Below are 21277 nucleotides of genomic sequence, written 5' to 3'. Positions count from 1 at the left end.
TGAAAACAATGTTAATGGTCTGTCAAAACTATTATCCGGAGATCGGCAGTGCCGGTAACCGGATGCAAAATATTACGCATCTCATGAAAGAACGCGGTTACGAGGTGGAGGTCATCACGGCCGCCCCGTCGTATCCGAACTTCAACTTGTATAAAGACGACCGCTTCTGGAACGACAAGGCGCTCAACAACCAGCCGTTCATCAAGCGTCTCATCACGAAGAAACGCAAGCATACGTCGAACATGGTGAGCCGGCTCGCTTTGTTTTTGGAACAGATGATTAAAGGCGTCGCTGCCGTCCAAAAGCTCGACTCGAAACCGGATGTCGTCTTTGCGACGACCCCGTCTTTTTTTATGGCGTTCGTCGGTGTGTATGCGAAACGCAAATACGGCGTCCCGTTCATCTTGGACGTCCGTGACCTCTGGCCAGAGTCGGTGAAAGGTGTCGGCGTGTTCAAACACGACTGGATGCTCGCCCCGGCGTTTTGGTTTGAGAAGCGGCTATATAAGGCGGCCGATGAAATCATCATCAACTCGGAAGGGTTCCGCAGCTATCTGCGCCAACGTGGCGTCGACAACGACATGATTCACTATATGCCGAACTCGATTCGAGAGAGCGAGCGCAACCTCGAGCGGACCGTCCCCGAGGACGACCGGATGGAGATTCTGTACGCCGGGAACATGGGTCTCGCCCAAGACGTATCGCTCTTGCTCGAACTTGCGGAGCGGTTCCGTGACGAGCCGCGCGTCCATTTCAAATTGATCGGCTACGGATACCGGAAGAACGAGTTGAAAGACATGATTAAAGCCCGCGGTTTCAAGAACTTCCTCTTCCTCGAGGCGATGCCTCGGACGGAGGCGTTCCAAGCCATCAAGAACGCGGATGTCGCGTTCGTCAGCCTGATCGAGCAAGAAATGTTCGATACGGTCATCCCGGGCAAACTGATCGATTATATGGCGGTCGGCAAACCGATCGTCGCGGCGGTGTCAGGCCATGCGGCGAATGTCATCGAAGCGGCCGAGGTCGGTTACGTGTCACGGAAGCGTGACATCAACGAGATCGAGCTCATGCTCCGGAAACTGCTCGAACGTCCCGAGTTGCGTGAGAAGTACGGCGTGAACGGGATCCGTTATGTGAAAGACAATCTGTGTTGGGAAAACAACATACACGTCCTCGAAGACGTGATAGAAAAAGTAACGATGGAGGAAACACGATGAAGTCAGTATGTATGTTTGTATGGAACCATTTTACGAATGATGCGCGCGTCTTGCGCGAATGCTCGGCGCTCGCCGAGGCGGGCTATGAAGTCGATTTGATCGCGCTCCAAGACCCGAAAAATCCGTCGCTCCCGAAAGAGGAGATGCGTCCGGAAGGATTCCGCGTCATCCGCGTCAAACGTCAGCCGTCGATTCTCGCCAACGGGATGAAGGCGCTCAAATCGGTCCGCACATGGGTCAGCGCAAAGAAGACGCGTCAACTCGGGGCCGGACTCGTCGGCGCGGGACTGCTCGTCCTCGCACCACTGACGATGCTCGGACTCGGCGCGGCAGCGGGTGCGATTTTGTTCCCACCGGTGCGTAAAAACATCGTCAACGCGAGCGCGATGCTCGAGATGGTGTTCACTTCGACGAAGAAGTCGTACGATTTCTATCACGCCAACGACTTGAACACGCTCCCGCAGGCATTGATCGCCGGGAAACTCGTCAACAAAGGTAAAATCGTCTACGATTCGCACGAAGTCCAGACGGACCGGACCGGTTACGGTTATATCCAAAGTAACCTCGAAGGCTGGCTCTTGCCATACGTCGACTCGATGATGGTCGAGAACCACACGCGCGCGGCGCACAACGAGGAGCTCTACGGCTTCTATCCGTACGTGCTCCACAACTATCCGTTCTATCGTCCGCTCGACTTCACGCTCCGCAAAGACTTGCATGCGCTCCTCGACTTGCCGAAAGATGAAAAGATACTCTTGTACCAAGGCGGCATTCAAGCCGGCCGCGGACTCGAGCAACTCATCCTCGCCGTCAAGGACTTCAAGGAAGGCACGCTCGTCATGATCGGGGACGGGAAACTGAAGCCGGTGATTAAACAGATGATCGAGGACGAAGGCGTCAGCGACCGCGTCAAGATGATTGACAAAGTACCGGTCGAGGCGTTACCGTACTATACGATGAACGCGTATCTCGGTTTCCAAGTGTTGAACAACGTCTGCTTCAACCACTACTCGGCGTCATCGAACAAGCTGTTCGAATATTTGATGGCCGAAGTACCGGTCGTCTCATGTGACTTCCCGGAAATCGAACGTGTCGTCGCCGGCAACGACGTCGGTGTCGTCGTCGATTCGCACGACCCACAATCGATCGCCGAAGGCGTCAACCGCCTGCTCGACGATCAAGCACTCTACGCCCGTGTCAAAGAGAACACGAAGACGGCGCGTGAGCAATATAACTGGGATTTGGAAAAAGAGGCACTCTTGAACGTCTACACGAACGTCGTGGACCGCAAGTTGCCGATTATGAAAGACGGTGCGCCAAAGCCAGTTCAACAGTAAGACTTAGACTGCGGCTTTGTGCCGCGGTCTTTTTTATATGGAAGGGGGACAACCAATGAAACGTCAACAACAACATCTATTGCGTCAACAAGTCTGGAAGAAGCTCCAATCGATTTCCTTGAAGGATATCGCCTGGATCGTCGCCGGCTCATTCATTCTCGCGTTCGGGGTGAACTACTTCACCGTGCCGAACGATTTCTCGGAAGGCGGCCTGCTCGGGGTCACCATCATCCTGTACTACATGTTCGGCTGGGACCTCGGGGTCACGTCGATTATCGGGAACGGGATTTTATTCATCGTCGGCTATAAGCTGCTCGACCGCCGGACGATGGTCTATTCGGTCGTCGCCGTCATCGCGACGTCATTCTTCCTCAGCTTGACCCATGACTGGGGCAGCCCGGCCGAGGACAAACTGCTCGCGGCCGTCTACGCCGGAATCATGATCGGTGTCGGCATCGGCATGGTGCTCCGTGTCGGCGGGACGACCGGGGGCGGGGTCATCATCGCCCGCCTCATGGAGCGGTATTTGCATATGAGCGTCGCCGTGTCGATGTTCATCATCGATGCCATCGTCGTCGGGGCGTCGGGCTTCATCCTCGGGGAACAGATCGTGCTCTATACGTTGATCGCCATCATCATCGGCTCGTGGGTCATCGACCTCGTCGCCGAAGGGCTCAATATCCGTAAGGCTGTCACGATCATCAGCGACAAGCAAGAAGAGCTTGCTGTCGTATTGACGGAGACGCTTGGCCGCTCGGCGACGATTATCCACGGTCACGGCTACTATACGAAGCAGGATAAGAACATGCTGTATATGATCGTCGACAAGCGCCAGGTCGGTCCACTCAAGAAAATCGTCGAAGTGACAGACCCACGTGCCTTCGTCGTCATCCACCAAGTGAAAGAGGTCATCGGGGAAGGGTTTAGCTACCCGTCCCGATAATTTGAAAGCTGGTGTTTTGACGCCAACTTCTATATAATAAGAAGCGTGTAAAAAGAAGGAGGAACTGACTACTATGCAAACGATCGCTACAATCAGCCTACTCGTCGTGGCTGTTTTATTGATTGTCGTCGTACTGCTCATGTCAGGTCGGTCGCAAGGTCTTGGGGCGATTGCAGGTGGCGCGGAGCAGTTGTTCGGCCGCCAGAAAGCGCGCGGCTTCGACGCTGTTTTGAACCGAACTGCAGCTGTACTAGGCACATTGTTTTTCATTTTAGGATTACTAGTCGCATCACTATGATGAAAGGCTGATCGTTCTCGATTTTCACGTGAGGCGGTCGGCTTTTGTTTTTTTCAATTATTTTTTGGGAATAATGGATTGTATGAGGAGATGACGTTAGCAATGAAGATTACAGCACCGAAACCGTTCTTCTTTGAAGGCGGACCACGTGCCGTGTTGATGTTACATGGCTTTACCGGATCGAGCGCGGATGTCCGCATGCTCGGTCGTTTCCTGCAAAAAGAAGGCTATACGTGTATGGGTCCCCAGTACCGGGGCCATGCCGTCCCGCCGGAAGAATTGCTTCAGTACGGACCGGCGGACTGGTGGGAGGACGTCTTGAACGCCTACCAGTCGTTGAAAGAGAAAGGCTATGAGGAGATTGCCGTCTGTGGCCTCTCGCTCGGCGGCGTCATGTCGCTACGCCTCGCTTCCCAGGAGAACGTCAAAGGCGTCATCCCGATGTGCGCCCCGACCGGAATCGATGCCGAGGACCGGTTATACAAAGGAGTCAAAGCCTACGCTCGAGAATATAAATCTCGAGAAGAAAAATCACCTGAACAGATCGAACAGGAGATGGCGGACTTCAAACCGATGCCGACGCTCAAAGACCTCCGTGCCTTCGTCCGTGACACGACGACAAAACTGGAAGATATTTTCGTCCCGGCGCTCGTCGTCCAAGGGGCGAAAGATCAAATGGTCGATCCTGAATCTGCACACGAAATTTACGAGGCGATTAACGCGTTCCAAAAAGAACTGCTCATTTACGAGGAGTCGGGACACGTGATCACGCTCGATAAAGAAAAAGAGAAACTGCACCAGGACGTGCTCGATTTTCTCGAAACGTTAGACTGGTCAGTCTAAAAAGGAGGTGTCACGTTGAATTTACGTGACCAACTACTAGAAATCATCCAAGCCAGTGATAAAGCACTGACAGTGGACCAATTGACCGAGCGTCTTGCGCTCGAGTCGACGGATGCCTTTAAAGAGCTCATCCGCACCTTGAACACCCTCGAAGAAGAGGGCTTAATCGGCCGCACACGGACGAACCGTTACGGGACGCTCGCCGTGCTCGGCCAAGCAGCGGGAATCATTTCGATTCACCAACGCGGCTTCGGCTTCTTATCGGTCGAAGGGGAGACGGAGGACGTGTTCCTTCCGCCCGACCAATTGAAAGACGTCTACCACGGGGACACGATCCTCGTCAAAAAACGCGAGGACAACCGAGGCAAGACCGAGGGCGTGCTCCTCAAAGTCTTGAAGCGCGGCTTGTCGGAGTTCGTCGGGACGTATACGCTCCCGAGCGGACGCCTCGACCAGTTCGCCTTCATCGAGCCGGACGACAAGCGCATCAACTTCTGGCCGGTCGTCAACCCGGACAAATCGCTCGGTGCCGTCGATGGCCATAAAGTCGTCGTCCGCATCACGAAATATCCGGACGGACGTTTCGCCGGAGCGTGTGACGTCGTCCGCATCATCGGACACAAGAACGACCCAGGCGTCGACATCTTATCAATCGTCTATAAGCATGGCATCCCGACGGAGTTCCCGGAAGATGTCATCGACCAGGCGAATGCCGTACCGGACGAGGCCGACGAGAAAGACTTCATGGGCCGTGTCGACCTTCGTAACGAGACGATCTTCACGATTGACGGCGAAGACGCGAAAGACTTGGACGATGCCGTCCACGTCAAAAAACTCGACAACGGTAACTATGAGCTCGGCGTCCATATCGCCGACGTGTCACACTACGTGACGGAAGGGTCACCGCTCGACGTCGAGGCGTTCGAACGGGGGACGAGTGTGTATCTCGTCGACCGCGTCATCCCGATGCTGCCGCACCGTCTCTCGAACGGAATCTGTTCGCTCAACCCGCACGTCAACCGGTTGACGCTCAGCTGCGTCATGGAGATCTCCCCGCAAAACGGGAAGGTCGTCAATCATGAGCTGTTCCCGAGTGTCATCAAGACGACGGAGCGGATGACGTATACGAACGTCCGTGAAATCATCGAACGCGATGACGAAGCGACGCTCGAACGGTACGAGCCGTACATCCCGTTGTTCGACCTCATGGCCGAACTCGCGGAAGTGCTCCGTACGCGCCGTAACTCGCGCGGTGCCATCAATTTCGATTTTGCCGAGGCGAAAGTCGTCGTCGACGAAGAAGGCAAACCGGCCGACATCGTCTTGCGTCCGCGCTCGGTCGCCGAGAAGTTGATCGAAGAGTTCATGCTCGCGGCCAACGAGACGGTCGCCGAACACTTCCATAAGATGGACGTGCCGTTCATCTATCGTGTCCATGATAACCCGAAACCGGACAAGCTCGATTTCTTCTTCGACTTCGTCGCGAACTTCGGTGTGCACATCGAGCGCTTCAAAGGACAGAAGGTCGAACCGAAGACGCTTCAGAAGATTTTGAAGGCAATCTCGGGTGAACCGGAAGAGCCGGTCATCAGCACGATCATGCTCCGTTCGATGCAACAGGCGAAGTACGATGACGTCTCGCTCGGCCACTTCGGCCTCGCGACCGACTTCTATACGCACTTCACGTCACCGATCCGCCGCTATCCGGACTTGATCGTCCACCGTCTCATGCGCACGTATGCTTTCAACGGCGACATGTCCGAGAAGACGATCGCCAAGTATGAGGACCGTCTCGGTTCGATCGCCGAACAGGCGTCGAAACGCGAGCGTCGTTCGGTCGATGCCGAACGTGAGACGCAAGCCTTGAAGAAAGCCGAGTACATGGAATCACGTCTCGGTGAAGAGTTCGATGGCGTCGTCAGCGGTGTCACGAACTTCGGGATGTTTATCGAGCTTCCGAACACGATCGAAGGACTCGTTCGTCTCCAGTCGATGGATGACTACTACCACTTCGACGAGTCGCAACTTATGTTGCTCGGCGAGCGGACGAAACGTCAGTTCCGCATCGGTGACGCGGTGCGCGTCAAGGTCGACGCCGTCAACTTGGACGAGCGCACGATCGACTTCACCGTCGTCGGCATGCCGAAACGGGAACAGTCGCGCCGTCGCCAACCGACGACGATCAAAGCGACGGAAGGCCGTCCGAAGAAAGACGACAAGCGCGGGGGACGCGGTCGCGATGACAAACGTCCGAAGCGCGGCAAGCCGGGCAAACCAGGGAAACCTGGTCAGGCCGGGAAACCGTCTAAACCAGGTGAGAAGCCGAAGTCGTCGCAAGGACGTTCGGCACTCGACTTGAAGAAGAAAGACGGTCAAAAACGAACAGGCGACGCCAAACGCGGAGCGAAAAAGCGTCGCTGACGGGAGGGGGCGACCCCTCCTCTATATTGAAGTAAAGGACTGAATGTCTATGGCCAAGAAGAAAGATTTGAACGCGCTCGCACAAAACCGAAAAGCGTCCTTCGATTATGCGATCGAAGATACGATTGAAGCCGGCATGGTGTTGACGGGGACCGAGATTAAATCGGTGCGCCAGTCGAAAATCAACATCGCCGACGCGTATGTCCGCTTTGACGGTGGCGAGGCGACGCTTCACAACTGTCATATCAGCCCGTTCGAGCAAGGGAACCGGTTCAACCATGAGCCGCTCCGTGTCCGAAAGCTATTGTTGCATAAGAAGCAAATCAATCAGCTCATCGGCGCGCAAGGCCGTGACGGGTATACGATCATCCCGCTCAAAGTGTATCTTAAGAACGGCTTCGCCAAATGTCTTCTCGGCATCGGGCGCGGGAAGAAGAAGTATGACAAGCGCGACGACTTGAAGAAGAAAGACGCGAAGCGTGACGTCGACCGGGCACTCCGGGACCGGCAAAAATACTGACAGCGAGACCTGATTGTGGTATAGTTGTTGTAGTACCAATTACCACCTCGGGGACGTTATGGATTCGACGGGGGTAGGTCGGTCGTATGTGGCGTGTCGAGGGGTCGGCCTCGTTAAAACGCAAACGCCTATAACTGGCAAAACTAACACACAACTCGCAGCAGCCTAAGTGCCCTGCGGATCCTGACATCCATCGCTTGTGTGGATGACTTTCAGGGTCTCAAACTAAGCAAGCTACGCTTCAACCTCGCCGTCTGAGGGCGCGAAGAAGAGATGAATCAGACTGGATGCGACAACGCCTGTTTATCGGCAGTGTCACATTGAGATCCAATAGATAAACTACACACGTAGAAGCATGCGTTACGATGCCTTCGGACGCGGGTTCGACTCCCGCCGTCTCCATTTTTAAACAGTCTACACGGACTGTGATCAATGATATTTCATGAAGACCTTCTAATTTCATTGAGATTAGAAGGTCTTTTGATTTTTATGGAGCAACTCAATCACAATGAAATGAAAGCAGGTGAATCGAATGGGAAAATATCAGTTAGATACGAAAAGTAAAGTGGCTGCTGCCAAGTATCAAGACGGTAAGAAACCAGCTGTGTCGAATAAAAAAGATAAGATCAATCAGATTCGAGAAGCATATTTGCAGAAGCAACAAGAGAAGAAAGAAGCTGGGGAATGATCAGACAGTTTAGCTGACTTTAAATGTCATGCTATAAGAAGTTGAGCTAAATGAAGAGGGTCATCCGTACGTAGTTTATGCATGGGTGGCCCTTTCTTGTTTCTCTATTCGTCAATCGGCAGTTTCTTATTGATGAAATCCATTACATAATCTACACATTAGTAGCATGTGTTACTATTCCTTTGGACGAGGGTTCGACTTCGACCCTCTTAAATAGCAGTACCAGAGTGAACTCATAACAACTTTAGTTTTGCTTTTTTTTGTTCCGGATACGTAATAATTAATGATATGAATCACAAATTTTAATTGTTTTTATTTTCGATCATTATTAATAAAATTTACGGTTAATATAGTGTACGATTTGATGCCTTTTGATAATCACACCTTAAAAAAGTAAGTAATATTATATACAAAAAATGTAAAACGGAGGTTTGATATGTTGAGAATTAAGGAAGTTATGATATAATTGAAAAGAAAAAGAGGGGAGTGAAATTGATTATGTTGACTAGTTTAAAACGTATTAGGGAACAACAGTCTTTAAGTATTGAATTTGTTACTTCAATCTTAAACATTGAGACAGATGTTTATTATTGTATTGAAAATGGCACTCAAGAAATTCCTAAAGAAATTAAAGATAATGTAATTAAGCTTTTTGGAATTGAAGAATCGGATTTGTACCCTAAGAAAATTGAACTTGAAGATTGCTCGAATATCGGATTGGCTAGAACATATTCAAATATCACTGAAAAAGATAAAATAGCAATCTCAAAATTACTCAACTTAAGAAGACACTACAATTACAACTAGAGGGTATAAAATGAAAAAAATTTTGGAAGAAGTAGGATATGATTTATTTCAACATAATGATACTCCTGAAAAATTAGCTGAAAAAGTTTTGCACAAAGCTTATTCTCCTGAAATTTCTATTTCTGACTTACCAATTGACCCCTTTAATATTTTGAAGTCTAGTGGTGTTAAATACACTTTATCTGACTTCGATAAATTAGAGGGGCTTTATTTGTTACCAGAGGATATGGAGTCGCCTCATTCGTATGGTGTTGTTGGTATAAACAAAAACAGGCCAATTAGCAGGCAGAGGTTTACTGCAGCCCATGAATTATGTCATCACTTGAAAGACTGTGAAAATATTATTTGCAAACAGGGCGATATGCACGATATAGAAATATACGCCAACAAATTTGCTGCTGAATTACTTATGCCAAGTTTTATTTTAAATATTTTGATTGAAGAGATGGAATTAACTTATCGCACGCCGGATTCAATCTTTTTGGAAAAAGTATTGAATTTGTCAGTTCTATTTGGAGTTAGTTTTCAATCGATTTTAATTAGAGTATCTTATACGGTAAACAAGAAATTTTCTTCATCGCTTGCCAATGTAAGTAAAAAGTTTAAACCTGAGTCTAAAAAGAAAGAATTAGACTTGAATAATGATTATACTCTTTATAGACAAGTCTTTGACAGTGTGGATTTTATTGGATGGGATCCAAATAAAAAAGTACAAAATGATTTCCTAAGACTACTTATTGTAAATGATCACAGAATGGAAAACGGAAACTTAGAAGTTTCAGAAATTTCTGAAGTGATTGCTAAAATTAGATTTTTTGATGATGGCTCGTACAAAGGGAAATTAAGCGATTCAGAATTGGACGTTTTAGGTCAATACAACATGTACTCTCTAGTCTTTAAAGAATTTGAAAGAAGTAAAGTATTTACTGAGTTAATTCTTTTACATAAAGAATTATATAGATTTGCACATTTTCCAGACGCAGGTGGAAGTTTTAGAAATGCTGGAGCAAGAATAAGCCAAAAAGCTGTTAAAACTAGTGACTATCGTGATATTCCTTTAAATATGTTTAATCTCGCTAATGAGTTTGAAGAGATTTTAAACAGTTTACCACGATACAGTAACAGCGATTTACTTGATATTTTTGTAAAAAATCATCATGACTTTACTGTTATACATCCATTTATTGACGGGAACGGTAGAACGTCTCGTGCATATTTTAATAAAAAATTGTACTCATGTGGTTTACCACTTTTTTATGTCGAAGCTGATAAAAAAGCTCAATATCAACATGCCTTGGAAAAATGTGATAGCTCAAATGACTACAGTGAATTATTTGTGTTTTTCGTCAAGGATATATTCAATGTATATGATAAAATAATCAAACCCTTTGCAGAAATTAATAATTCGAATAATGGGCTACTCGAAAAGTAGAACATTATTTTTTTGTAAAAAAAAAGAAAATTTGTTTGCTCTGCATCACGTGATAGTTATATATGAAAAGACACAGAGGCATGCTAAGGGACGGATTAAGCTGTATTTCGCTACTAACAGTCAATAATATTATGTTTATAGCTAAAGAAATGAAAACGAGTCGAACTTTGTTCAGAAGGTTCGACTCGTTTTCATTTTAGGCGCGAAGATGTAATGAACTTAATTCAGAATTTTAAACCTCACCACAAGTTAAACAAATCCGCCACAATCGCATCACTTCCATCTTGGAACATGAACAGTCCGAGAGCAATCAACAAACCTCCAATGACGAGTGTGCCGAACCGCATCAGTCCGTTCGTGCTCTTTTTGAATAAACCGCAAATTACGAGCGCTCCACCGATCAATAGCATCAAGAAATACCAAAACCCCATAGCCATTCCTCCTCTGCCAGTAGTTGAGTTTAGTTTACGTATATTTTCCAGTATATACTGTAGGGCGTGAGACTGATTTAATCTCAGTCCAAGACGGGTACAGTACCTTTATGTGTAAATGAAGGGGAGAGTGACCACTATGCGGAAAACGATCGTCATCGCGGGCGCGAGCGGCTATATCGGCTCGAACGTGATGGACCATTTAAAAGAAGAATACGACATCATCGCCTTATCCCGCTCGACGAAGAACAAAGAAGACGAGGACCACATCACGTGGCGGTCGTGCGATTTGTTCTCGTATGAACAGACACGTGAGGCGTGCGAGGGGGCGGACTACGCCATGTTCCTCGTCCACTCGATGATTCCGGACGGTGGGTTGACGCAGGCGACGTTCGAAGATATGGACGCGCTCATCGCCGACAACTTCGCCCGGGCGACGAAAGCGAACGACATCGAACAAATCGTCTACTTGAGCGGCATCATTCCGAAAGAGTCGAAGACGTTGTCACGTCACTTGAAGAGCCGGCTCGAAGTCGAACGGATTCTCGGCGGGCAAGGGGTGCCGGTGACGACGATTCGGGCCGGGCTCATCATCGGTCCAGAAGGCTCGTCGTTCCCGATTCTCGCGAAGCTCGTCAAACGGTTACCGGTCATGATTCTCCCGAACTGGACGAAGACGGAGACGCATCCGATCGATTTGCGTGAAGCCGTCCAGGCGCTCATCTCCGTCGTTGGGGCCGAGGCGCTGTACGACCATCATATCGACATTGGTGGACCGGAAGTGATGACATATCGCAAGATGATTGAAGATACGGCTGACGTTATGGGCAAACGTCGCGTCATGATCGACTTCCCGTTCCCGACGATCAAACTATCCCGATTATGGGTCATGGCTGTGACGGGTGAACCGAAAGACACTGTCTATCCACTCGTCGAGAGCATGGGCCACGCCATGGTCGCGAAAGACACGACCGGCGTCAAGCAAGGCGAGATCCCGTTCAAGGAAGCGGTGGAGCACGCACTCGAAGAAGAGGAGAAACAGAAATCAGGCGGCGGCAAGAAGAAAAAAGCGCCGCAACAGTATACCGTCCGCTCGATTCAACGGTTCGGCCTGCCGGAGAACAAGTCGGCGCTTTGGATGGCCGACACGTATTTCGAGTGGCTCGGCCGGCTCGCGTATCCGCTCATCCAGACGACAAAAGAAGACGATGACTGGGAGATTTCGTTGCTTCGTCCGTCATTCGTCGCGCTCCATCTGTCGCTCGAGGACGAGGCGACGGATGATATGGCATCGTATGAAATCGATGGTGGTCTGTTCACGAAACTGAGTGAGGACGACAAGACGGGACGACTCGAGTTCAGACGGCTTCCGGAGTCGGACGAAGGGCTCGTCGCCATCCACGAGTTTGTGCCGGCGCTACCGTGGTGGTTCTATACGAAGACGCAGGCGAAAGCCCATCTCGTCGTCATGTGGCTGTTCGGCCGTCACGTCCGTCTGCTCGGGGAAGATGCGAACGAGGGCGACCAAGTCGTCGAAGCACCGGCGAATTAACAAAGACGCATCCATCGCGTGATGGATGCGTCTTTTAGATTCTTTAAATTTTTTCGTACAAGCGCATAGTAGTACTCATTTTATTTTAAGGATTTTCGAACCAACTGTATGACTATCTTTACCGTCTTCGACAATTAAATAAATATGTTTTGCTCTAAATGGGGTCATCTGTATGAAGTTAACCAAGCTTTCGATTGAAAATTCAGGTCTAGTGTTCAATACAGGTGAGAATTGAAAGGTAGTGACACTGAAAATTAAAGAAATGCCTGTATAGTCTTTCATGGATTTGTTTTTAATATTGCTTTTTGTTCTCTCCATATAGGTTGCCATTCTATCTTCCAAATTCTCATAACTTCTTAAGCGTGAACTCCACACTCCAACCTCATTTAAAGCCTTAGCGATTTCTACCTCTTGCTCTCCGTCTATGTAAGAACTCACTTCGTATTTTTCCTCAACACCGTCAGGGCGTAAAACCACAAAATCGTAATTTTGATTTCCTATAATGATTTTGACTTTTGCATCTGCAGGAAAATAGGGGGAAAGTGAAAACACGTATGCTGGAACAAACTCTTCTTGAAACTCCTTAAACCAACCTTTACGTAACCTTGAAACTGCTAAAGCACGCCGATCACGTTTTAGAAGTTCAATTATTTCTTTGAAGTAACTATCCATTTCACTTGGAGAACGGTACTTTGAAAGGTCTTTTAGAATGTTTAGCTGGTTTTTCATAAGTAAATCCCTTTCTTGATTAATATTATTGCCGATATGTCCAAACAGTTTTTCTCATTGTATATCAATTCAGTTCTATACGTTTTGATTATAAGTAAGATTATTATCTCTGTTTGTTTTGTCGATTATGTTAACGTTTCGCTAGAGTCGTTTACAAAGGTAAGGGACAGGCGTACACTGAACTCGTTTTCGACCTCATTGAAAGAAGGAATGCAAGAATGGACAACTTCATGACATCACGCCAAGGATGGCAAAAAGACATCTCGGCCGGGATCACCGTCGGGGTCGTCGCCGTGCCGCTCGCGATGGCGTTTGCGATCGCCTCAGGTGTCGGACCGGTGTACGGCCTGTACACGGCCATCATCGCTGGGATTCTCGTCAGCCTGTTCGGGGGCTCGACGTTCCAAATCGCCGGACCGACCGGCGCCTTCATCCCGATTGTCTCGGGCGTCATGCTCGCGCACGGCTATGAAGGGCTGCTTGTGACGACGTTCCTCGCGGGGATCCTGTTGTTCCTCATGAGCGTACTCCGCGTCGGACGACTCATCCGCTTCATGCCGCGCGCTGTCACCATCGGGTTCACGGCCGGAATCGCCGTCGTCATCTTCGTCGACCAGCTCGATGAACTGTTCGGCATCACGTTCGAGAAGGCACCGCACTTCCACGAGAACTTACTGAAGCTCGTGACGTCGTTACATGAAGCGAGCTTATGGCCTGTCTTCATTGCCGCCATCGGTTTCTTGACGCTCTGGCTCGTACCGAAACTGCCCGTGAAATTGCCGCTGTTATTGATGGCGATGCTCGTGCCGACGTTCGTCAGTCTCGTCATCCCAGGGGAAGTCGCGACGATTGGTAGTGCCTATGGCGGCATCCCGAGCGGACTGCCTGAGTTCAACTGGCTCGTGATCGACCTCGATTTGATTGCGACGCTGTTGCCATCGGCGTTCGCCATCGCCTTCCTCGGGGCGCTCGAGTCGCTATTGTCGGGTGCGGTCGCAGACGGCATGGCCGGCACGAAGATGAACCCGGACAAGGAACTGTTCGGGCAAGGGCTCGCCAACGTCGTCGTCCCGTTCTTCGGCGGGATTCCAGCGACCGGCGCCATCGCCCGGACGGCGACGAACATTCAAGCCGGGGCCGTCAGCCGCCGCTCCGGTGTCATCCACGGGTTGACGGTGCTCCTCGCCGTGCTCGTGTTGGCACCGCTCGCGAGCTATGTCCCGCTGGCCGCACTCGCCCCAATCTTGATGCGCGTCGCTTGGAACATGTCGGAGCGGCACCACGTCTTCGAGATGCTCAAACATCGGTCGTCCGAATCGCTCGTCCTGCTCGTCACGTTCGGGCTGACCGTCTTCGTCGACCTCGTCGTCGCCGTCGAGGTCGGGGTCATCTGTGCACTCGCCTTGTTCGCGAAACGGATGGCCGATACGATCGACGTCCGCGAACAGACGGAACGGTACGTGACGCGCGACGGCCAAGTCGTCTTCAGCGTCGAGGGACCGCTCTTCTTCGGGGCGATTGAGATGTTCGAGCATGTGTTGAATCATATCCATGACGAGCCCGACGTGTTCATCTTCAACTTCCACCGTTGTCCGGTCATCGATGTGACGGCCGTCGAAGAGATTCGCCGCGTCGTGCGGGAATTGAAAGCGGCCGACCGTCGTGTCGTCTTTGCGCACTTGTCGACACCGGTGCGCCAGACACTCACGCATTACGGCGTGCTCGACCACGTCGACACGTTCGAGACGACGCAGGAAGCGATTGACGCGTCTTAACGGACGGACAGTATCTGACCGAACGGGATGCGGCGCACGTCCGTGTCGAACAGCTCGACTTCACGCTCCGCATAATAGATGGCATGAACGTAGCCGCGCACCGTATGGGTCATGCCGTTGTCGAACAGCGTCAGCTCAACGGCGTCACCTTCACGGATGGCGCGTTCGAGCTCGGTCTGCCACAAGTAGAGCAATTGCTCATCCAAGTCGGGCAGCTCAATCTTTTGGACGTGGGCGTAATATTTCTTCAGCAGCGCCACGTGCTCGGGCATGAGGAACGGAATCCATTTCAATTCACCGCGGTCTTTGTAGCGGGTCTGGCTCATGACGATTCACCTCCTTGTTTATGTCCGCCGATGAGGCGTTGCCGCGTCCGGAGCGGACTGTCTTTCAATAAACTCGATGCTGGGCGGATCGTGCCGCGTCCGAAGCGGACGTTCAAGCTATCGACGAGATCGAGGAAGTCGAACCGGCGCGCCCGGGCCCACTCATCCTCGAAGAAGGAGAGTTGGACATGGTCGCTCCTTGGCTCGAGCTTGCCGAGGGCGACCGAGACGTAACGGACTGCCTCCGTCTCGTCCCAGGCGTCGAGGAAAAGCGTCAACAACACCGGCAAGAACTCGCGCTCGTCCGCTGTGAAGCGGGCGAGCTTTTTTTGTTTGCTGAAGCCGCGCCGCTCGCTCGTCCGAGTGTAGCGGACGCCGAGATGGATGCTGCCGCCGACGAGTCCAGCCTGTCGCGTCCGCATCCCGACCTCGACGGCGATGGCTTGTAAGACGAGCCGGATGGCCGCGTACGTCGTATAGTCTTTCATGAGCGTGATGCCGTGGCCGATCGTCCGGGGCCGCTGCCGCTTCGCGCCGAACAAAGAGCTCGGTGGGAGGATTGTCGGCGACTCATCGATACCCCAGGCGTGATGCCACAGCTCGGCGCCAATGACGCCGAATTTCTCATGGAGCGTCTCGAGCGGATAGCGGGCGAGGTCGCCGATCGTGTCGATGCCGAGCCGCCGGAGATGGACTTCCATCTTCGCACCGACGCCCCACATCTTGCCGATCGGGGCCGGGTGAATTAATCGTTCGACGTCGTGGAGGAAACAGCTGGCGACACCCGTCTTCTTCCCATGAAGGTCGAGGACGAGCTTGGCGAGGACGTTGTTCGGACCGATGCCGATCGTGACCGGGATGCCGGTATAGCGGAAGACGGTCGAGCGGATGAGGCGGGCGAGGTGCGCATCGTTCCCGAACAGCCGCTCCGTCCCCGTCAAGTCGACGAGCGTCTCGTCGACCGAGTAGACGCGGATTGCCTCCGGGGGTGCGAACTGATGCAAGATGTGGACGATTTGCACGGATACGTTCAAATAGTGGCTCATCCGGGCCTCGGCGTAGATGATGTGCCGCCGCTCGTGCCACGGCAACCGGTCGATGTGGAAGCGCCGGGAGCCGGTCTTGATCCCGAGTTGTTTCATCGGCGGTGTCGCGGCGAGGACGAGGGCGCCGTGATCTTGGAGGTTTGATAAGACGACGAGCTTCGTCTTGTACGGGTTCAACTTGCGGGCGGCGCACTCGCAACTGGCATAGAATGAGACGCTGTCGATACAAAAAATCCGACGTCGCATAGCCACCTCTCCTTTTTTACGAACAAGCGTTCTGTTTTTCTCATCGTATCACGGTCTCACGCCGTCTCAAATAGAAATTGAAAAAGAATTTGTTAGATTTGAAATTTGAGGATTAATTTACAAAAAACAGATGGTTGCGTTTACAAGCTGATGATATAGTAAAAGATGTTGGGACATTTTTAGAAAAAGGGGAAATGGATATGAGAACAGCTTTAAAATGGACGATTGCGACAGCGCTCGTATTACCGGCGACGTTACCGCTCCACGCACCGAACGTGCTCGCGTCAGAAGACGTTGTAAAGCTCCGCTTCTTGGAGACTACAGACTTACATACGAACATCACGAACTACGACTATTTTCAGGACAAAGTCGACAACACAATCGGGTTGACGAAAGTCGCGACGTTGATTCAGCAACATCGCACGGACGCCGGCAAGCCGAACACGTTCCTATTCGATAACGGGGATACGCTTCAAGGGACGCCGTTCGGGGATTACGTCCGCGAGCAACACCAAAAAGCACCAGGCGCGTTCGAGCATCCGATGTATCAAGCGATGTCGGCGCTCGAGTTCGACGCCGTCACACTCGGGAACCACGAGTTTAACTTTGGGCTCCAGTTCTTGTATGACGCGATGCAAGGGTCGAAAGGAAAGCTTCGCTTCGTCAACTCGAACGTGAAGGACTTGTCAGGTGAGCCGATCGTCTCGAAATACAATGAAGACGGACAAGAAGTCCAAATCATTGAGCGCCAAGTCGTCGACGGGGACGGTGAGACACATACAATCAAAGTCGGTGTCTTCGGTGTCGTGCCGCCGAAAATCATGTCGTGGGATTCAGGGAACCTCCAAGGCAAGGTGACGGCAGATGATATGGTACCGGCAGCAAAAGCGGCCGTCGCCAAATTGAAAGAGCAAGGTGCGGACGTCGTCGTCGCGCTCGCGCACTCAGGGATCGGGGAAAGTGCGGCACTTGCGGAAGAACAGTCAGATGGGGAAGAGAACGTCGGCTATGCGCTCACGAAAATCGAAGGGCTCGACATGGTCATGACCGGTCACCAGCACGGTCGTTTCCCAGACGCGAATGGCATGTTCACTTCATTCCCGAATGTGGATATGAACAAAGGGACAATCAACGGCAAGCCGGTCGTCATGGCGAACAACCAGGGGAAAGACCTCGGTGTCATCGACCTCGACCTCGAGCTCGTCGACGGCAAGTGGAACGTGCTCGACGCGAACGCGAAACTCGATACAGTCAAGGCGGACACACCGGTCGACCCGACGATCGCCTCACTCATCGACGCGGACCATAAGGCGACAATCGAATACATCAACCGCCCGGTCGGTGAGATTCAAGACGACATCCAAAGCTACTTCGCGCTCGTCCGTGACGACGCGTCGGTCCAGTTCGTGACGAACGCGCAGAAATGGTACGTCGAGAAAGAACTCGCGACGAACCCAGAGCTCGCGGCGTATAAAGAGCTCCCGATCCTTTCAGCAGGGGCACCATTCAAAGCCGGTAACCGTCAGTTGACGGACGCCAGCTATTACACAAACATCCCGAAAGGCTCAATCGCATTGAAAAACGTGGCCGACCTATACGTCTTCCCGAACACGCTCGAAGTCGTCAAAGTGACAGGCGCGGACGTGATGGACTGGCTCGAGATGTCAGCTGGGGCTTACAAACAAGTGTCGGATACGAACGATGAATTGCTCAACTTGGAGTTCCGCAGCTACAACTTCGATATCCTTGACGGCCTCACGTATGAGATTGACGTGACGGGTCCAGCCAAGTTCGATGCGGGCGGGAAATTGATTCCGGAAAACAAAGATGCGAACCGCATCAAGAACGTGAAGTACAACGGCAAGCCGATCACACTCGACCAAGAGTTCCTCGTCGCGACGAACAACTATCGGGCTGGCTCGACATCGTTCCCAGGTCTCGGTGGCGGGAAGAACATCGTCTATCGTTCGGCGTATGAGACACGGAACGTCATCTCGGACTATATCGTCTCAGGCAAGCTCGAATACAAAGCGGATGACAACTGGAAGATCGTCGCTGATGCGAAACGGACAGCCAAGTTCGAGACGGCAGACGCCGGCAAACAGTACGTCGACCTGTATGAAGGCATCGAAGCGACCGAGACGACACGTCCGGATGCGGCGAATCGCTTGTTCCGCACATACACGATCGAACTCGATCAAGCGGCAGTCGAACTCGCCCTCACGGTGAACACGATCAAGCCTGGCGCAAAAGCGGTGACAGGGACGACGACACCGAACGCCAACGTCACGTTGAAAGATGGCGACAAAGTGCTCGCGACAGCGAAAGCGGATCAAGACGGCGCGTACACACTCGTGACGAAACCGCTCAAGCTCCGTCAACCGCTCACCATCGTCTCTGAACTCGATGGCGCTTCAGTCACGGAAACGAAAGTCGTCGGAGCTGGCTTCGTCGGCACGCCGGCGCTCGCGTCGAAGTTGACGTACGCCAACACGAACGTCATTACCGGTAAAGCGACACCGGAGACGAAGTTGACGCTCAAGCGTGACGGCAAGACAATCGCCTACGCGACGGCTGACAAGAACGGATCGTTCGAATTCACGAAACGGGCCGGCTTCATCTATGGCGACTATGAAGTCGTCGCCAAAGACGTGACGGGAACGGTCGTCAAAGCGAAGGCATTCACGCTCAAGAAAGCGGCCATCGCGACACCGAAGAACACGAAAGGTGTGAAAGCCGGCACGAAAGCAATCATCGGGAAAACGACACCGGGAGCCGTCGTCGTCTTGAAAGACGCGAAAGGCAAACAAGTCGCCAAAGTGAAAGCGAGCTGGGCCGGAACGTATACATTCACATTCAAAAAAGGTCTCGCCAAAGGAAGCTACGCGGTCATCGCGAGCGACTATACTGGCGCAGGGGCGAAGCAAGCGAAGTTCGCCTTGAAATAAGTGATTCAACCGAGACGGCGTCCTGCGGGGCGCCGTTTTTTCGTGTTCGAAAAAGTGTCAAAAAAATGAACGAAACCCCTTACAAAAAAGTGGTAACTGCTGTATAATCAGTCACGTAAGCGTTTACATTATACGCGTAAAACAACGGGATTCATTTTTCGGGGCCGACGGGGATCGGCTACATATGCACAAAAGGGGACAGCACACATGATTACATTCTTTATTGCCTTGGCGATTTTATTCGTCGGGTACAAAGTGTACGGCAGCTATGTCGAGAAGACGTTCGGCATCAAAGAAGAACGCACGACGCCTGCCTATGCGTCACAGGACGGCATCGACTACGTGCCGATGGGGAAAAAACGGAACTCGATGATTCAGTTGTTGAACATCGCCGGCGTCGGACCGATTTTCGGACCGATCATGGGGGCGCTATACGGACCGGTCGCTTTCCTCTGGATCGTCTTCGGGTCGATTTTCGCGGGAGCGGTACACGACTATTTGACGGGCATGATCTCGCTTCGTAACAACGGAGCGCACTTGCCGCAACTCGCTGAGAAGTTCCTCGGCCGCTCGCTCCGCCACGTCGTCAACGGGTTCGCACTTTTGCTTTTACTCTTGGTCGGGACAGTATTCGTCACATCACCGAGTAATATGATCAACAACTTGTTCGACGGCAATGCGACGACGCTCACAATCGTCATCTTCGCCGTGTTCGCCTACTACATCTTGGCGACGCTCCTTCCGGTCGATAAAATCATCGGACGCATCTATCCGTTCTTCGGGGCGCTCCTCATGATCAGCGCCGTCGGGATCGCTGTCAGCCTGTTCGCACAAGGCTACCAGATTCCAGAGATGACACTCACGAACATGCATCCGGATGGCTTGCCGATTTGGCCGCTCCTCTTCTTCACCATCTCATGTGGGGCGTTGTCTGGTTTCCACGCCACGCAGTCACCGATCATCTCGCGGACGACGATGAAAGAAAGCAATGGCCGTGAAATCTTCTACGGCATGATGATCGTCGAAGCGGTCATCGCCATGATTTGGGCCGCGGCAGCCATGGCCATCTTTGAGCCAGGCGAATTGCTCGGGTTGATTCAAACGGGTACACCGGCACTCGTCGTTCAAGAAGTGGCGACACTCATGCTCGGCAGCATCGGCGGCACACTCGCCATCCTCGGTGTCATCGTCTTGCCAATCACGTCAGGTGACACGGCGTTCCGTAGCGCGCGGATGATTATCGCCGACTACATGAGCATCGCGCAGAAGAAATTCTCGTCACGCCTTTGGATCGCACTTCCGTTGTTCGCGATCTCATACGTGCTCACGAACATGGACTTCCAGATGCTCTGGCAATACTTCAACTGGGCCAACCAGACGACGGCGGTCATCGCCTTGTTCGTCGGGGCGATGTACTTGTACATTAAAGGGAGCAATCACTATATCGCGCTCATCCCGGGGACGTTCATGTTGTACGCCGTCTGGTTCTACATTTTGACGGCGCCGATCGGCTTCAAGATGGACGGGGTCATCCCGTACGTCATCGCCACGATCGGCACAATCACGTTGCTCGTCTTGTTCCACATGCGCGCCAAAGCGATGCGGGCACAAAATATGGAATGTGACGTTCCGGTGAAGGATGTCGCATAATTCACGGACATGGGTCGCTACGGCCCATGTTTTTATTTGCGTTGAAACCGGGAAATGACCATACTAGA

18 protein-coding genes and 1 other RNA gene are annotated in these 21277 nt (G+C 51.7%); 15 read left to right on the top strand and 4 right to left on the bottom strand.

The window, feature by feature from the left end; all coding sequences use genetic code 11:
* Positions 1 to 8 precede the first annotated feature (8 nt).
* From KNP81_RS01545 to KNP81_RS01495, 11 genes are all read left to right on the top strand, one after another.
* On the top strand, positions 9 to 1217 hold the full coding sequence (locus KNP81_RS01545; RefSeq protein WP_251130250.1) for a glycosyltransferase family 4 protein: 1209 nt from the start codon (positions 9 to 11) through the stop codon (positions 1215 to 1217).
* Complete coding sequence (locus KNP81_RS01540) at positions 1214 to 2554, top strand: glycosyltransferase (protein ID WP_214717719.1); 1341 nt, start codon at positions 1214 to 1216, stop codon at positions 2552 to 2554. Before KNP81_RS01545 ends, KNP81_RS01540 begins: the two co-directional genes overlap by 4 nt.
* A 55-nt stretch (positions 2555 to 2609) precedes the next feature.
* Positions 2610 to 3497, top strand: a complete 888-nt coding sequence (locus KNP81_RS01535; RefSeq protein ID WP_251128816.1) for a YitT family protein — start codon at positions 2610 to 2612, stop codon at positions 3495 to 3497.
* Positions 3498 to 3570: 73 nt separating this feature from the next.
* A complete protein-coding gene (gene secG, locus KNP81_RS01530) occupies positions 3571 to 3795 on the top strand; it encodes a preprotein translocase subunit SecG (protein ID WP_012726902.1) in 225 nt (74 codons plus the stop codon).
* Positions 3796 to 3885: 90 nt separating this feature from the next.
* The gene (locus tag KNP81_RS01525; RefSeq protein WP_380082374.1) at positions 3886 to 4638 is read left to right on the top strand and encodes an alpha/beta hydrolase; all 753 of its coding nucleotides are present in this window, start codon (positions 3886 to 3888) and stop codon (positions 4636 to 4638) included.
* A 15-nt stretch (positions 4639 to 4653) separates the two neighbouring features.
* Entirely contained in the window at positions 4654 to 7059 is a 2406-nt protein-coding gene (rnr, locus tag KNP81_RS01520; protein ID WP_214717712.1) for a ribonuclease R, read from the top strand.
* 49 nt (positions 7060 to 7108) lie between these two features.
* Positions 7109 to 7579 carry an SsrA-binding protein SmpB gene (smpB, locus tag KNP81_RS01515; RefSeq protein WP_214717708.1) on the top strand — a complete coding sequence of 157 codons (471 nt, stop codon included), beginning with the start codon at positions 7109 to 7111 and terminating at the stop codon, positions 7577 to 7579.
* Between the two features lie 49 nt (positions 7580 to 7628).
* Positions 7629 to 7984: a transfer-messenger RNA gene (gene ssrA, locus KNP81_RS01510) on the top strand.
* 127 nt (positions 7985 to 8111) lie between these two features.
* Positions 8112 to 8267, top strand: coding sequence for an alcohol dehydrogenase (locus tag KNP81_RS01505; RefSeq protein ID WP_214717702.1), 156 nt, complete (start codon positions 8112 to 8114; stop codon positions 8265 to 8267).
* A 498-nt stretch (positions 8268 to 8765) separates the two neighbouring features.
* Positions 8766 to 9074, top strand: coding sequence for a hypothetical protein (locus KNP81_RS01500; protein ID WP_214717700.1), 309 nt, complete (start codon positions 8766 to 8768; stop codon positions 9072 to 9074).
* A gap of 10 nt (positions 9075 to 9084) precedes the next feature.
* The gene (locus tag KNP81_RS01495) at positions 9085 to 10506 is read left to right on the top strand and encodes an ImmA/IrrE family metallo-endopeptidase (protein WP_214717698.1); all 1422 of its coding nucleotides are present in this window, start codon (positions 9085 to 9087) and stop codon (positions 10504 to 10506) included.
* Positions 10507 to 10745: 239 nt separating this feature from the next.
* On the opposite strand, the gene KNP81_RS01490 is transcribed toward KNP81_RS01495, so the two are convergent.
* Complete coding sequence (locus KNP81_RS01490) at positions 10746 to 10937, bottom strand: hypothetical protein (RefSeq protein WP_214717690.1); 192 nt, start codon at positions 10935 to 10937, stop codon at positions 10746 to 10748.
* A gap of 139 nt (positions 10938 to 11076) precedes the next feature.
* Here KNP81_RS01490 and KNP81_RS01485 point away from each other — a divergent pair, with 139 nt between their 5' ends.
* Positions 11077 to 12489: an NAD-dependent epimerase/dehydratase family protein gene (locus KNP81_RS01485; RefSeq protein WP_214717688.1), complete on the top strand. Its 1413-nt coding sequence runs from the start codon at positions 11077 to 11079 to the stop codon at positions 12487 to 12489.
* Between the two features lie 75 nt (positions 12490 to 12564).
* On the opposite strand, the gene KNP81_RS01480 is transcribed toward KNP81_RS01485, so the two are convergent.
* A complete protein-coding gene (locus KNP81_RS01480; protein ID WP_058764094.1) occupies positions 12565 to 13218 on the bottom strand; it encodes a hypothetical protein in 654 nt (217 codons plus the stop codon).
* A 218-nt stretch (positions 13219 to 13436) separates the two neighbouring features.
* On the opposite strand from KNP81_RS01480, the gene KNP81_RS01475 reads away from it, so the two are divergent.
* Positions 13437 to 14993, top strand: coding sequence for a SulP family inorganic anion transporter (locus KNP81_RS01475; RefSeq protein WP_214717686.1), 1557 nt, complete (start codon positions 13437 to 13439; stop codon positions 14991 to 14993).
* On the opposite strand, the gene KNP81_RS01470 is transcribed toward KNP81_RS01475, so the two are convergent.
* Positions 14990 to 15319 (bottom strand): YolD-like family protein, encoded by a 330-nt coding sequence (locus tag KNP81_RS01470; protein ID WP_131437869.1) that lies wholly within the window; start codon positions 15317 to 15319, stop codon positions 14990 to 14992. The genes KNP81_RS01475 and KNP81_RS01470 overlap by 4 nt on opposite strands.
* Positions 15316 to 16611 carry a Y-family DNA polymerase gene (locus KNP81_RS01465; protein ID WP_214717684.1) on the bottom strand — a complete coding sequence of 432 codons (1296 nt, stop codon included), beginning with the start codon at positions 16609 to 16611 and terminating at the stop codon, positions 15316 to 15318. Before KNP81_RS01465 ends, KNP81_RS01470 begins: the two co-directional genes overlap by 4 nt.
* A 200-nt stretch (positions 16612 to 16811) precedes the next feature.
* Between KNP81_RS01465 and KNP81_RS01460 the strand changes: the two genes are divergently transcribed.
* Positions 16812 to 19559, top strand: a complete 2748-nt coding sequence (locus KNP81_RS01460) for a bifunctional 2',3'-cyclic-nucleotide 2'-phosphodiesterase/3'-nucleotidase (RefSeq protein ID WP_214717682.1) — start codon at positions 16812 to 16814, stop codon at positions 19557 to 19559.
* Between the two features lie 207 nt (positions 19560 to 19766).
* Positions 19767 to 21209: a carbon starvation CstA family protein gene (locus tag KNP81_RS01455; protein ID WP_214717681.1), complete on the top strand. Its 1443-nt coding sequence runs from the start codon at positions 19767 to 19769 to the stop codon at positions 21207 to 21209.
* Positions 21210 to 21277 lie beyond the last annotated feature (68 nt).

The sequence above is a fragment of the Exiguobacterium sp. s149 genome (assembly GCF_018618395.1).
GTDB lineage: Bacteria > Bacillota > Bacilli > Exiguobacteriales > Exiguobacteriaceae > Exiguobacterium > Exiguobacterium chiriqhucha.
Note: the sequence above shows the minus strand (reverse complement) of the source record. Positions and strands in the feature narration are given on the sequence as shown.

Bases quoted from the DNA above. Each gene is read 5' to 3' on its own strand.
- KNP81_RS01545 (WP_251130250.1), top strand. From the start codon at position 9: ATGTTAATGGTCTGTCAAAACTATTATCCGGAGATCGGCAGTGCCGGT.
- KNP81_RS01540 (WP_214717719.1), top strand. From the start codon at position 1,214: ATGAAGTCAGTATGTATGTTTGTATGGAACCATTTTACGAATGATGCG.
- KNP81_RS01535 (WP_251128816.1), top strand. From the start codon at position 2,610: ATGAAACGTCAACAACAACATCTATTGCGTCAACAAGTCTGGAAGAAG.
- secG (WP_012726902.1), top strand. From the start codon at position 3,571: ATGCAAACGATCGCTACAATCAGCCTACTCGTCGTGGCTGTTTTATTG.
- KNP81_RS01525 (WP_380082374.1), top strand. From the start codon at position 3,886: ATGACGTTAGCAATGAAGATTACAGCACCGAAACCGTTCTTCTTTGAA.
- smpB (WP_214717708.1), top strand. From the start codon at position 7,109: ATGGCCAAGAAGAAAGATTTGAACGCGCTCGCACAAAACCGAAAAGCG.
- KNP81_RS01505 (WP_214717702.1), top strand. From the start codon at position 8,112: ATGGGAAAATATCAGTTAGATACGAAAAGTAAAGTGGCTGCTGCCAAG.
- KNP81_RS01500 (WP_214717700.1), top strand. From the start codon at position 8,766: ATGTTGACTAGTTTAAAACGTATTAGGGAACAACAGTCTTTAAGTATT.
- KNP81_RS01495 (WP_214717698.1), top strand. From the start codon at position 9,085: ATGAAAAAAATTTTGGAAGAAGTAGGATATGATTTATTTCAACATAAT.
- KNP81_RS01490 (WP_214717690.1), bottom strand. From the start codon at position 10,937: ATGGGGTTTTGGTATTTCTTGATGCTATTGATCGGTGGAGCGCTCGTA.
- KNP81_RS01485 (WP_214717688.1), top strand. From the start codon at position 11,077: ATGCGGAAAACGATCGTCATCGCGGGCGCGAGCGGCTATATCGGCTCG.
- KNP81_RS01480 (WP_058764094.1), bottom strand. From the start codon at position 13,218: ATGAAAAACCAGCTAAACATTCTAAAAGACCTTTCAAAGTACCGTTCT.
- KNP81_RS01475 (WP_214717686.1), top strand. From the start codon at position 13,437: ATGGACAACTTCATGACATCACGCCAAGGATGGCAAAAAGACATCTCG.
- KNP81_RS01470 (WP_131437869.1), bottom strand. From the start codon at position 15,319: ATGAGCCAGACCCGCTACAAAGACCGCGGTGAATTGAAATGGATTCCG.
- KNP81_RS01465 (WP_214717684.1), bottom strand. From the start codon at position 16,611: ATGCGACGTCGGATTTTTTGTATCGACAGCGTCTCATTCTATGCCAGT.
- KNP81_RS01460 (WP_214717682.1), top strand. From the start codon at position 16,812: ATGAGAACAGCTTTAAAATGGACGATTGCGACAGCGCTCGTATTACCG.
- KNP81_RS01455 (WP_214717681.1), top strand. From the start codon at position 19,767: ATGATTACATTCTTTATTGCCTTGGCGATTTTATTCGTCGGGTACAAA.